We start from the raw sequence: 12551 nt of genomic DNA, 5'->3' as shown, positions 1-12551 counted from the left end.
CGGGCTTGCCCGCGATGGCCGCAACTCGGTCTTAGCCTTTAGCCCCGCGCTCAATCGCAAACCCAGCCCAGGTCTGGCTCACCGGCATCAACTCAAGACGGTTGATGTTGACGTGCGCCGGGGTGTTGAGCACCCAGAAGATGGTGTCGGCGATATCCTGCGGCTGGATCGGCTCGGCGCCGGCGTAGGTGGCGTCGTAGCGCGCCTGGTCACCGCCGAAGCGCACCAGCGAGAACTCGCTCTCGCACAAGCCTGGCTCGATGTTGGTCACACGCACGCCGGTGCCTTGCAGGTCGCAGCGCAGGTTCAGCGAGAATTGCTTCACGAACGCCTTGGAGCCGCCATACACGTGGCTGCCCGGATACGGATAGCTACCGGCGATCGAACCCAGGTTGATGATCCCGGCGCCACGGCCGTGAGCGATCAGGCGCGGCAACAACAGGCTGGTGGTGGTCAGCAGGCCTTTGATGTTGGTGTCGACCATGGTTTCCCAATCGTCGAGGCTGCACTTGGGCGCAGGGTCGGTGCCCACGGCCAGGCCGGCGTTGTTGATCAGCCCGCGCAGCTTGGCGAACGATGGCGGCAGATTGGCAATCGCGTCTTCCATGCCCTTGCGGTCACGCACGTCCACGACCAGGCCGTGCACTTCAGTCTGCTTGGAAAGCTCTTCAACCAAGGCATTCAATCGGTCGGCACGCCGACCGGTGAGCACCAGTTTCCAGCCGGCTTCGGCAAAACGACGGGCGCAGGCTTCGCCGAAGCCTGAGGTTGCGCCAGTAATAAACAGCGTGTCGGACATGGTGTTCTCCTTGCGGGCATCGGGAAAAAAAACAGCCAGCAGAATGCCCTTACGCCGTCGTTGCGGCAACCGCTAAGCACACACCTTCATCTACGACTGATCAATTTTTAACCATTCACATCTAACCCATGTAAACCGGGCCTTGCAGCCATATGCGCGCAGGTTATCCACAACTGCGCCCACAGTCTTTGGGGGCAAGTGCAAAACGGCTCAAGCCGCTATGTACAAGGCTTGCAGGCAGTTTTAGAAAGTTTTTTGCTTGACCTTGGACGGGGCGTATGTAGGCCCATGCACACAGGCGAAATCCGAACGATGGCTCCAGGCCAGTCATTCCGGCCTCTGCGGCCGTCTTTCCAGAGTTTAGTCACAGACTTATCCACAGGCTGAAGGGACATAAATCGGTCATATACCTGTGTCTTTAAACAGGTTGACAAATCCCTTGCGTGGTCACGAAAAACCCACTGATCATAAAACAACCACCGCGCTACAGCCCGCGCCGTTAAAGGCTTTCAGCCAGCTACTCCCACGTTACCCACAGCCGGTTCCACAGTGAATGGGGACAAGTCAAAACTGTGACAAAACAGGGATTTGCGGCGGCTATATGTCGCGCTTTAGAGGGCGGCTGGATTTGTTTTCCACAATTTCGAAAGCGACCCAAAAACAAATGTGGGAAGGGGCTTGCTCCCGATAGCAATTTGTCAGCCCGCACTTCGCAAACTGACACTCCACTATCGGGAGCAAGCCCCCTCCCACAGGGGTCATGCGTCAAAATTTGCGATCAGTGACCGCCCAGATAGGCGTTACGCACCTCTTCATTCACCAGCAGCTCCTTGCCGGTGCCTGTGAGGCGAATCTCACCGTTGACCATCACATACGCTCGGTCCGACAGGCGCAGTGCGTGGTTGGCGTTCTGTTCCACCAGGAAGATGGTCATCCCAGTGGCCGCCAGCTCGCGCAGAGTGGCGAAGATCTGCTTCACCACAATCGGCGCCAGGCCCAGGCTTGGCTCATCCAGCAGCAACAACTTGGGCCGGCTCATCAGTGCACGGGCAATGGCGAGCATTTGCTGCTCCCCACCGGACATGGTCATCGCCCGCTGGGTACGCCGCTCCTTGAGGCGGGGGAACAGCTCGAACATGCGCTGCATGTCTTCCTGGGCGAATTTGTCGCCAATCGGGATGGTGCCCATCAGCAGGTTTTCCTCGACGGTCATGTCGGGGAACACCCGCCGCCCTTCCGGCGACTGCGCAATGCCGTTGGACGCGATGTAGTGGGACGACTTGTGGGTAATGTCGACGCCGTTGTAGATGATTTGCCCCGACTCGGCCCGTGGCTGGCCGAAGATCGACATCAGCAGCGTGGATTTACCCGCGCCGTTGGAGCCGATCAGGCTGACGGTTTCGCCTTCGTTGATGTGCAGCGAGACTTTTTTCAGGGCCTGGATCGGGCCGTAAAACACGTCCAGGTCTTTCATTTCGAGGATAGGTGCACTCATACCAACTCCTCTTCGTCTGCGCCCAGGTAGGCGGCAATCACTTTTGGATCATTGCGGATCGCTTCCGGGCCGCCTTCGGCGATGACGTTGCCGTGGTCAAGCACCACGATGTGGTCGGAAATACTCATTACCATGCCCATGTCGTGTTCGATCAGCACCACCGTGAGGTCGTGTTCGTCGCGCAGCAGGCGAATCATCGCGCTGAGCGCTTCGGTTTCCTGGGGGTTGAGACCCGCTGCCGGCTCGTCCAGGCAAATGATCTGCGGCCGGGTGCACATGGCCCGGGCGATTTCCAGGCGGCGCTGCTGGCCGTAGGAAAGCTCACCGGCCAGGCGGTTGGCGCAGTCCACCAGGTCGACCACTTCCAGCCAGTAGAACGCGTGGTCGAGGGCGTCGCTCTCGGCCTTGCGATAGCCTTTGGTGTTGAGGATGCCCGCGAGCATGCTGCGGTTGACCCACATGTGCTGGGCCACCAGCAGGTTTTCCAACACCGACATTTCCTTGAACAGGCGAATGTTCTGGAAGGTCCGCGCCAAGCCTGCGCGGTTCACCAGGTGGGTGCCACCGAACATCTTGTAGTAGACACGGCTGAGGAAGCTTTTCGGCGACACGAAGTCCACCGCTTTAAAGCGCTCACCGAGCAGTTGGATCACGTTGGTCTGTTTACCCCGCACGTTGAGTTCGATTTTGCCGCCACTGGCTTTGTAGAAGCCGGTGAGGCAGTTGAACACGGTGGTCTTGCCGGCGCCGTTGGGGCCGATCAGGGCGAAGATCGAGTTGCGTTCGACCTTGAGGCTCACATCGCTCAAGGCCTTGATGCCACCGAAGTGCATCATCAGATGTTCCACGGACAGCACGACTTCCTTGCTCATGGCGCCACTCCTTTACGTGGGGTCACACCGGTTCGGCTGATCCGAATCAGGCCGCGCGGTCGCCAGATCATCATCACCACCATCAACACGCCAAACAACAGCACGCGGTACTCGGAGAAGCTGCGCAACAGTTCCGGCGCCACCGTCAATACGAACGCCGCGATCACCACGCCGACGGTCGACCCCATGCCGCCCAACACCACGATGGCCAGGATCAGCGCCGACTCGAAGAAGGTAAACGACGACGGGTTGACGAAGCCCTGGTAGCTGGCAAAGAACACTCCGGCCAGACCGGCCGTGGACGCACCGATGGTAAATGCCGAGAGTTTGACCAGTACGTGGTTCAGGCCCATGGAACGGCAGGCGATTTCATCTTCGCGCAAGGCTTCCCAGGCGCGGCCGACCGGCATGCGGGTCAGGCGATGCTTGATGTACAGCACGGCCAGCACCACCAGGAACAGCACGATATAGATGAACATGAACTTGATGTTGGGGTTGTAATCGATGCCGAAGAACTCATGGAACGGAATCCCGCCATCCTTTGCTTTACGCCCGAACTCCAGGCCAAGGAAGGTCGGCGAAGGCACCGGCATGCCGTTCGGCCCACCGGTAAACGACAGCCAGTTGTTGAGCACCAGTCGAATGATTTCACCGAAGCCCAAGGTCACGATGGCCAGGTAGTCACCGTGCATTCGCAGCACCGGGAACCCGAGTATGCACCCCGCCAGCGCCGCACAGATGGCCGCCAGTGGCAGCACCGTCCAAAAGCCCAGGCCGAGGTACTGATAACCCAGCGCCAGGCCGTAGGCACCGATGGCGTAGAACGCCACATAACCCAGGTCCAGCAGACCGGCCAGGCCCACCACGATGTTCAGGCCCAGGCCGAGCAGCACGTAGATCAGCCCGAGGATGACCACGGTCAGCAGGTACTTGTTGGCGAAGATCGGGAACACGATGGCGATCACGATCAGCGCCGGGATGATCCAGCGCAGCCGCGACTTGTAGTCCGGCGGCAGCACGTGCACGCCGGAGCCACTGGTCTCGAAACCCTGCAGAATCTTCGCCCCTTTGGGCGTTTGCAGGAACAGGCTCATGGCAAAGCGGCCGACCATCACGATGGCGACCAGGACGGCCACACGGGCCGGTTGCAGGTTGAAGCCGTAGCCGTCGAGGACCACGCCGACGATCGGACCGAACACGATCAACGAAATCAGCCCGGCAAGGACCGTATCGACGACACTTTTCTTGATATCGATAGATTTGGCAGCAGACATGTTTACACCTTCGCCACGAGCGGACGACCAAGCAGGCCCTGAGGACGGAAAATCAGAATCACCACCAGCAGGGAGAAACTGAACACGTCTTTGTAGTCAGAGTTGATCAACCCCGAGAACAGCGACTCGGAGATACCCAGGATGATCCCGCCGAGCATGGCCCCAGGCAGGGAACCGATGCCGCCGAGTACCGCTGCGGTAAACGCCTTGATGCCGATGATGAAGCCGGCGTAGAAGTCGAACGTGCCGTAATTCAGGGTAATCAGCACGCCGGCCAGGGCCGCCATGGCTGCACCGATCACGAATACGTAGGAGATCACCCGGTCGGTGTTGATACCGAGGATCGACGCCATCTTGCGGTCTTGCTGGGTGGCACGGCACATGCGGCCGAGCTTGGTGTATTTGATGATGTAGGTCAGCAGCCCCATGCCGAGAAACGCGGCCACCAGGATGAACACCTTGGTGTAGGTCAACTGCACGAACCCGCTGCCGATATCGACGCGCCAGGCGCCGGCCAGCAGGGTAGGAATACCTTGTTGTTTCGCGCCCTGAGCAATCTGGGCGTAGTTCTGCAGGATCAGGGAGATACCGATGGCGCTGATCAGCGGTGCCAGTCGGGTGGAGTTGCGCAACGGTTTGTAGGCGACACGCTCGATGACCCACCCGTAAACGCCGGTGACGACTACGGTGAATATCAAAGTGCCAAGAATGAGCAACGGGAAGGATTCGATGCCGAAGTAGGCCAGCAGTGCCAGACTGATCGCCGCGAGGTAAGCGGAAATCATATAAACCTCGCCATGGGCGAAGTTGATCATGCCAATGATGCCATAGACCATTGTGTAGCCGATGGCGATCAGGCCATAGACCGACCCGAGGGTCAGGCCGTTGACCAGTTGCTGCAGGAAGATACCATCCATAACGCAATCTCACGCGGTGAGAACCTGCACACCGGTGGGTGTGCGGCCCTTCTGGAGGAAAAGACAGACTTGATGCCTGACACGATGGGACGGGCAACCACGCCCCCCGAGGGAAACGGGCCGGCCGGCGATAACGGACTGACAACCAACAGCTGTGTTGAATGTGCAACCGCTCTCGCAGGCGAGCCAGCTCCCACAGGGGACAGAGGCGCTTAAACGATCGTGTTTGTTCTTACTTCTGCTTTTCCAGCTGGTGGTATTTGCCGTCTTTGTCCCACTGGTAAACCACGTAGTCGGAGATTTTCAGGTCGCCCTTGGCGTCCCAGGTCTTCTCGCCCATAACGGTTTTAACCGGGTGAGCTTTCAGCCATTTGGCTGCGTCTTCGCCCTTGTCGGACTTGGCACCGTTGAAACCGGCTGCCAGGGCCTGGATCGAAGCGTAGGCGTACAGGGTGTAGCCTTCAGGTTCGGTGCCGTTTTTGCGGAACTCTTCCACCACGGTCTTGCTGTCCGGCAGCAGGCGCGGGTCAGCGCCGAAAGTCATGTACACACCATCGACGTACTGCTTGCCGCCGGCGGTGGCGACCAGTTCGTCGGTGACGATGCCGTCATCGGACATGAACTTGACGTCTTTTAGGCCGGCTTCACGAATCTGCCGAACCAGTGGACCGGCTTCCGGGTGCAGGCCGCCGAAATAAACCACGTCAGCACCGGTGGAGCGGATTTTGGTGACCAGGGCGCTGAAGTCTTTCTCGCCACGGGTCAGGCCTTCTTCCAGCACCGGCTTCACGCCGCGCTTGGTCAACTGCGCAGCGGTAGCGTCAGCCAGGCCTTTGCCGTAGGTGTCTTTGTCGTTGATAACAGCGACCTTCTTACCTTTGAGCACATCGACGATGTAGTCGCCGGCGACGATGCCTTGCTGGTCATCACGGCCGCACATGCGGAACACCGCCGACAGGCCGCGCTCGGTGACAGTCGGGTTGGTGGAGCCTGGGGTGATCATGATGATGCCTGCGTCGGCATACACCTCGGAGGCAGGAATGGTGTTGGAGGAGCAGAAGTGCCCGACCACGCCGATGACTTTGTCCTGGTCTGCCAGGCGGTTAGCCACCGCTACGGCCTGCTTTGGCTCACAGGCGTCGTCGCCGGCCACCAGTTTGATCTGCTCGCCGTTGATCCCGCCGGCCTTGTTGATCACATCGGCTGCCGCTTGGGCACCCTTCATGTACTGCTCACCGAAAGCAGCGTTGGCACCCGTCATCGGGCCCGCCACGCCAATCTTCACATCAGCTTGAACAAACGTAGAAACACCCAGCGCCGTTGCAACGGCGAGGGCCAGAAAACCTTTCTTGTAAAACGTCTGGGACATGAGTGGTGCTCCGAGGTTTTTGTTTATTGGCACTACGAATTCAATGCAAACCTTCAACTGAAACTTTCAGAGAAAGCCAAGAGCAAGGCGCGTGCCATTACGTTTTTATTCTTCAAAAAGACACGGTGTCATTGTTATTACAGGCGTTTCGACTCCTTTTGCCAGGACGTGCAACCGTCTAGCGTCTGAAGGTGCAACCAATGGACCCAAAAAGTACAACCCTGGCAGGTCGCACCTGCAACCAGGCGGATAAACGGTCGTTCCTGCACCTGTAACAACGTGCGTAACGGAACTGCACATTTACAGTGCGTGATTGCTACGACTTGCACCAATACAGATTAGTAGCCTGCTAAGAAAATGCAGGCTTCTGAACGGTATTTCGCTGATCAGATCACGATCCGCAGGCATTGCCCGGCGTGATACAGCGAAAATCCTGCTTCATAAAGACAGCTGCGCAGGCCCACCCCGGCTAACGGCTGCATCGGCGCGAAGGGGATCGGCAACGCCTGGGGATTCTGGTGACACAAGTAGTCGGCAAATGCTTTGCCCACGACGCTGCCGGTGGTCACACCACGTCCGTTATAGCCCGTTACGGCGACCAGGCCCGGCGCTGGCTCGAACAGGCGCATCAGGTGGTCCGGGGTAAAGGCGATACAACCGGTCCAGGTGTATTCCCACTGCACCGATTTGAGGTATGGGAAGTAATGCTGCTGCACCCGATCAGCCCACGCCTTGAGGAACCACGCCGGTTTTTGGTTACCATTGCCCAGGCTGCCGAGCAACAGGCGGCCATCAGCGTCGCGGCGGATGCTGCTGAGTACCTGACGCGTGTCCCACGAGCCCTGCCCGCCGGGAAGGATCTGCTCGGCGGCGGCGTCAGTAAGAGGGGCTGACGCAACCTGGTAGTAGTAGCCGGGGAAGAAATTTCGGCGAAGCTCGGTCCACTCACCTTCGGTGTAGGCATTTGAGGCGATCACGACTTGTGCCGCCTGCACCGAGCCCTGCGCGGTCTGCACTGACCAGTGCGCACCTTGGCGTTCAAGCTGGGTGACCGGGGAATGGTCAAACAGTTGGCCGCCAAGGCCGGCGGCGGCATTGGCCAGGCCAGTGGTATAAGCCATCGGGTTCAAGGTGCCGGCACGCCGATCCAGCAACGCCGCGGCAATTTTTTTCGTGCCCGTGGCGTCCTCGCAAGCCTGGCCGGTCAGCAACTCCACCGGCGCACCACGACGTTTCCATTGTGCTTCACGGCTGCGCAAATCCGCCTCGCCACGGGCGTTGTGCGCCATGTGCAAGGTGCCCTCGCGGCGCAATTGGCAATCGATGTTGTACTTGTCGATAAGGCTGAACACCAGCGACGGCGCCGCCCCCAACATGCGGTTGAGCTGGCTGCCCACCGCTTCGCCGAAACCGGCTTCGATCTCATCCGGGGGAATCCACAGGCCGGCGTTGACCAGCCCGACGTTACGCCCCGAACCGCCATGGCCGGTGCGATGAGCCTCCAGCACGGCGACGCTTTTGCCCTGTTCCAGCAAGTGAATGGCCGCCGACAAACCGGTGATACCGGCGCCGATCACGCACACATCCACCTTGACCTCGCCCTTGAGCGCAGCCCGATCCGGCCGGCCAGGGGTGAGGTGTTCCCACAAACCTGTTTCGCGTAATGGCATTGCCAGACTCCGGAGAGGACCTAACAAACAACAATTATTTTGAATTGCAAACGCCCTCAAATGTGGGAGCTGGCTTGCCTGCGATAGCATCACCTCGGTGTTCCCGGCACACCGAGGTGTCTGCATCGCAGGCAAGCCAGCTCCCACATTGACTGCACTGCGACGTGAGGGATCAGTCGAACGTAATACCCTGCGCCAGCGGCAGTTCCAGCGAGTAGTTCACGGTGTTGGTCTGGCGACGCATGTACCCGCGCCACGCATCCGAACCCGACTCACGCCCGCCACCGGTTTCTTTCTCACCGCCAAACGCACCGCCGATTTCCGCGCCGCTCGGGCCGATATTGACGTTGGCGATGCCACAGTCACTGCCCACCGCCGACATGAACTGCTCGGCTTCACGCACATCGGTGGTAAAGATGCACGAAGACAGGCCTTGTGGCACGGCATTGTTCAGGCGCAGTGCCTCGGCGAAGTCGCTGTAGCCAATGACGTACAGAATCGGCGCGAAGGTTTCGGTGCACACCACGTCGCTTTGCTCAGGCATTTCTACAATCGCCGGCGACACGTAGTAGGCGTTCGGGAATTTGTCTTCCAGCTGACGCTTGCCGCCGAACACCTTGCCGCCCTCGCTCAAGGCCTGTTCCAGGGCGTCCTGCATGTTTTCGAAGCCGTGTTTGTCGATCAGCGGGCCGATCAGGTTGCCTTCCAGCGGGTGGCCGATGCGCACCTTGGAATAGGCGGCCTTGAGGCGGGTAACGATTTCTTCTTTGACCGACTCATGGGCGATCAGCCGACGCAGGGTGGTGCAACGCTGGCCAGCAGTGCCCACGGCGCTGAACAGGATCGCGCGTACGGCCATGTCCAGGTCGGCGCTTGGGCCGAGGATCATCGCGTTGTTGCCGCCCAATTCAAGGATGCTGCGGGCAAAGCGTGCGGCGACTTTCGGCGCCACTTCGCGGCCCATGCGGGTGCTGCCGGTGGCGCTGATCAGGGCGACACGCGGGTCATCCACCAGTGCGGCGCCGGCGTCGCGGCCGCCGATGATCACTTGGCTGAGGTACTCGGGGGCATCGGTGAATTTCTTCAGCACGCGCTCGAACAGCGCCTGGCAAGCCAATGCGGTGAGCGGGGTCTTTTCCGACGGTTTCCAGATCACGGCGTTGCCGCACACCAGCGCCAGCGTGGTGTTCCACGCCCATACGGCGACCGGGAAGTTGAAAGCGCTGATCACGCCGACCACGCCCAGCGGGTGCCAGGTTTCGCGCATGTGGTGGCCTGGGCGCTCGGAAGCGATGGTCAAGCCGTACAACTGGCGGGACAGACCTACAGCGAAGTCGCAGATGTCGATCATTTCCTGCACTTCACCCAACCCTTCCTGGGTGATTTTGCCGGCTTCCCAGGACACCAACTCGCCCAGGTCGGCCTTATATTCGCGCAGCACATCACCGAACTGACGCACCAGCTCGCCGCGACGCGGTGCCGGTACTTTGCGCCAGGCGTCAAATGCATGCTCGGCGCGACTGACCTGTTGCTCCACCTCGGCGGCACCTTCCCAGTGCACACTGCCAATACGGCTGCCATCAATCGGCGAATGCACGGGTTGTTTACCCGACTGGTACAGCGCTGGGTTTACCCCGAGACGGTCAAGCAATGCGGCAACCATGGGTCACTCCTTCAATCTACAAACAAAAAAATTGCGCCGCGGCCCGCACGGCGATCCAGACCTTATTTGTAGCTGGCCCAAGACTTGCCAACAAACGACGATTAGGCGAGATATCATTCCGTTTATTCATGCAAAGAATAAAAAGAGGCGTGCCGTGCTGAACAAAAGACATTTGCCCTCGATCACCGCCCTGCAGTGTTTCGAAGCCGCCACCCGCCACCTGAGCTTCACCCGCGCCGCCGAGGAACTGAACCTCACGCAAAGCGCGGTGAGCAAACAGGTCGCCCAGTTGGAAGAATTGCTGCAGCACCTGCTGTTTCGCCGGGTACGCCGCCGCTTGCAGATGACCCCAGCAGGCGATTTGTACTTGGTGGAAGTGCGAAAAATCCTCACACAGGTGGAGATGTCCACCCATTACCTGCGCTCCTACGGCGGCGAGACCGAAGTGCTTCGCGTGTCCACGCCCTACACCTTCGGTGCGCGCTGGCTGGTGCCACGCCTGAAGGGCTGGCGCTTGCGCCATCCGCAAATCCATCTGGACCTGTGCAATGAACAGGAACCGGACGAGTTGCTGCAAGGCAAGGCGGACATGGCGTTCTATTTCGGCCAGGGTTCCCGGCCCGGCACGGAAAGCCTGAAACTGTTCAGCGAGGAATTGGTGCCTGTGTGCGCGCCGGAAAGCCTGCCCGCGCAGCCATTCACCGACCCCACGCAACTGAGCGACCTGGTGCTGCTGCAAAACGCCTCGCGCCCCCAAGGCTGGCATGACTGGTTCGCCAGCCAGGGCTTTCACACCGAGCACAGCTACCACGGGCCGCGTTTCGACACCTTCTATATGTGCATTCGCGCGGCGCAGGTCGGCTGTGGCGTGGCCCTGCTGCCCCGCTTCCTGGTGGAAGAAGAACTGGCCGACGGCAAGTTGGTGATTCCTTGGCAGCACGCGTTGCCGAGCCAGGATGCGTATTACCTGGCGTATCCGGAGCATTCGGTGGAAGTGCCCAAAGTGCGCGACTTTGTGAAGTGGATGATGGAGCAGGTTGAACCTGTTTGAGCCACGTCGCCTGACATACCGCCTTCGCGAGCAAGCCCGCTCCCACATTGGAATGCATTTCAAGTGTGGGAGCGGGCTTGCTCGCGAAGGCGCCAGTGGCCACAACAAAGGCCCCAATATGAAAAAACGCTGGCAAAACCCCACAGGTCTATGCGCCACTAGCGCCATTCCTTAATTGTGCGTAAAGGTCGGCGCCCATCGCTGACCCGTCTGGAGATTCCCGTTATGAGCGAGAGTGTGTTTGCCGATCGCATCGTGCAGAACCTGCTCGACACCGACTTCTACAAGCTGACCATGATGCAGGCGGTGCTGCACAACTACCCGAATGTGGAAGTTGAATGGGAGTTTCGTTGCCGCAACAGTGAAGACCTGCGCCCCTACCTGGCGGAAATCCGCTACCAGATCGAGCGCCTGGCTGAGCTGAGCCTGAGCCCGGATCAACTGGGCTTCCTGGAACGCATCAGCTTCATGAAGCCGGATTTCTTGCGCTTCCTCGGGCTGTTCCGCTTCAACCTGCGCTATGTGCAAACCGGCATCGAGAATGGCGAGCTGTTTATCCGCCTGCGCGGGCCCTGGCTGCATGTGATCCTGTTTGAAGTGCCGATGCTGGCCATCGTCAGCGAAGTGCGTAACCGCTACCGCTACCAGACCGTGATTCTTGAACAGGCCCGCGAGCAGCTGTACCGCAAGTTCGATTGGCTGACCGCGAACGCCAGCAGCGATGAGCTATCGGAGCTGCAAGTGGCCGACTTCGGCACGCGCCGGCGCTTCTCGTACCGGGTGCAGGAAGAAGTGGTGAGCGTGCTCAAGCATGACTTCCCCGGCCGTTTTGTCGGCACCAGCAACGTGCACCTGGCCCGCGAGTTCGATATGAAGCCGCTCGGCACCATGGCCCACGAATGGATCATGGCCCACCAGCAACTCGGCCCGCGCCTGATCGACAGCCAGATCGCCGCCCTCGACTGCTGGGTCCGCGAATACCGCGGGCTGCTGGGGATCGCCCTGACCGACTGCATCACCACCGATGCCTTCCTCAGCGACTTCGACTTGTACTTCGCCAAGCTGTTCGATGGCCTGCGCCACGACTCCGGTGACCCGGTGCAATGGGCCGAAAAAGCCATTGCCCACTACCACAAGCTCGGTATCGAGCCGATGAGCAAGACCTTGGTGTTCTCCGACAGCCTGTCGCTGCCCAAGGCCCTGGAGATCTTCCGCGCCTTGCGAGGTCGCATTAATGTGAGCTTTGGTATCGGCACCAACCTGACCTGTGACATTCCAGGTGTTGAGCCGATGAGCATCGTGCTTAAAATGACCGCCTGCAATGGTCAGCCCGTCGCGAAAATCTCTGATGAAGCGGGCAAGACCCACTGCACCGACCCGAATTTCGTCGCCTATTTGCGTCACGTCTTTAAAGTACCTGCCCTACCTAGCAAGGAGTGAA

Annotated in this window: 10 protein-coding genes; 2 read left to right on the top strand and 8 right to left on the bottom strand. The window is 59.8% G+C overall.

Features of this window, described 5'->3' with window-relative positions:
- Window positions 1-31 precede the first annotated feature (31 nt).
- The 8 genes from CPH89_RS13155 to amaB form a co-directional block, all read right to left on the bottom strand.
- A complete protein-coding gene (locus tag CPH89_RS13155; RefSeq protein WP_053254078.1) occupies window positions 32-799 on the bottom strand; it encodes an SDR family oxidoreductase in 768 nt (255 codons plus the stop codon).
- Between the two features lie 778 nt (window positions 800-1577).
- Window positions 1578-2294, bottom strand: coding sequence for an ABC transporter ATP-binding protein (locus tag CPH89_RS13150; protein ID WP_053254077.1), 717 nt, complete (start codon window positions 2292-2294; stop codon window positions 1578-1580).
- A complete protein-coding gene (locus tag CPH89_RS13145) occupies window positions 2291-3166 on the bottom strand; it encodes an ABC transporter ATP-binding protein (RefSeq protein ID WP_053254076.1) in 876 nt (291 codons plus the stop codon). Before CPH89_RS13145 ends, CPH89_RS13150 begins: the two co-directional genes overlap by 4 nt.
- Window positions 3163-4440: a high-affinity branched-chain amino acid ABC transporter permease LivM gene (gene livM / locus CPH89_RS13140; RefSeq protein WP_053254075.1), complete on the bottom strand. Its 1278-nt coding sequence runs from the start codon at window positions 4438-4440 to the stop codon at window positions 3163-3165. Before livM ends, CPH89_RS13145 begins: the two co-directional genes overlap by 4 nt.
- Before the next feature lie 2 nt (window positions 4441-4442).
- Entirely contained in the window at window positions 4443-5357 is a 915-nt protein-coding gene (locus tag CPH89_RS13135; RefSeq protein WP_053254074.1) for an ABC transporter permease subunit, read from the bottom strand.
- Window positions 5358-5589: 232 nt separating this feature from the next.
- On the bottom strand, window positions 5590-6726 hold the full coding sequence (locus CPH89_RS13130; protein ID WP_053254073.1) for a branched-chain amino acid ABC transporter substrate-binding protein: 1137 nt from the start codon (window positions 6724-6726) through the stop codon (window positions 5590-5592).
- Window positions 6727-7112: 386 nt separating this feature from the next.
- Window positions 7113-8396, bottom strand: a complete 1284-nt coding sequence (amaA, locus tag CPH89_RS13125; protein ID WP_053254072.1) for an L-pipecolate oxidase — start codon at window positions 8394-8396, stop codon at window positions 7113-7115.
- Between the two features lie 172 nt (window positions 8397-8568).
- A complete protein-coding gene (gene amaB / locus CPH89_RS13120) occupies window positions 8569-10059 on the bottom strand; it encodes an L-piperidine-6-carboxylate dehydrogenase (protein ID WP_053254071.1) in 1491 nt (496 codons plus the stop codon).
- A 154-nt stretch (window positions 10060-10213) separates the two neighbouring features.
- On the opposite strand from amaB, the gene CPH89_RS13115 reads away from it, so the two are divergent.
- Both CPH89_RS13115 and pncB read left to right on the top strand, forming a co-directional pair.
- Window positions 10214-11110: a LysR family transcriptional regulator gene (locus CPH89_RS13115; RefSeq protein ID WP_053254070.1), complete on the top strand. Its 897-nt coding sequence runs from the start codon at window positions 10214-10216 to the stop codon at window positions 11108-11110.
- A gap of 225 nt (window positions 11111-11335) precedes the next feature.
- A complete protein-coding gene (pncB, locus tag CPH89_RS13110; protein ID WP_053254069.1) occupies window positions 11336-12550 on the top strand; it encodes a nicotinate phosphoribosyltransferase in 1215 nt (404 codons plus the stop codon).
- Window position 12551 lies beyond the last annotated feature (1 nt).

It is taken from the genome of Pseudomonas fluorescens, from assembly GCF_900215245.1.
Taxonomy (GTDB): domain Bacteria; phylum Pseudomonadota; class Gammaproteobacteria; order Pseudomonadales; family Pseudomonadaceae; genus Aquipseudomonas; species Aquipseudomonas fluorescens.
Note: the sequence above shows the minus strand (reverse complement) of the source record. Positions and strands in the feature narration are given on the sequence as shown.

What these genes read in the sequence shown, in the direction of transcription:
- CPH89_RS13135 (WP_053254074.1), bottom strand. Translation starts at nt 5,357, where the DNA reads ATGGATGGTATCTTCCTGCAGCAACTGGTCAACGGCCTGACCCTCGGG.
- amaA (WP_053254072.1), bottom strand. Translation starts at nt 8,396, where the DNA reads ATGCCATTACGCGAAACAGGTTTGTGGGAACACCTCACCCCTGGCCGG.
- CPH89_RS13150 (WP_053254077.1), bottom strand. Translation starts at nt 2,294, where the DNA reads ATGAGTGCACCTATCCTCGAAATGAAAGACCTGGACGTGTTTTACGGC.
- amaB (WP_053254071.1), bottom strand. Translation starts at nt 10,059, where the DNA reads ATGGTTGCCGCATTGCTTGACCGTCTCGGGGTAAACCCAGCGCTGTAC.
- livM (WP_053254075.1), bottom strand. Translation starts at nt 4,440, where the DNA reads ATGTCTGCTGCCAAATCTATCGATATCAAGAAAAGTGTCGTCGATACG.
- pncB (WP_053254069.1), top strand. Translation starts at nt 11,336, where the DNA reads ATGAGCGAGAGTGTGTTTGCCGATCGCATCGTGCAGAACCTGCTCGAC.
- CPH89_RS13130 (WP_053254073.1), bottom strand. Translation starts at nt 6,726, where the DNA reads ATGTCCCAGACGTTTTACAAGAAAGGTTTTCTGGCCCTCGCCGTTGCA.
- CPH89_RS13145 (WP_053254076.1), bottom strand. Translation starts at nt 3,166, where the DNA reads ATGAGCAAGGAAGTCGTGCTGTCCGTGGAACATCTGATGATGCACTTC.
- CPH89_RS13155 (WP_053254078.1), bottom strand. Translation starts at nt 799, where the DNA reads ATGTCCGACACGCTGTTTATTACTGGCGCAACCTCAGGCTTCGGCGAA.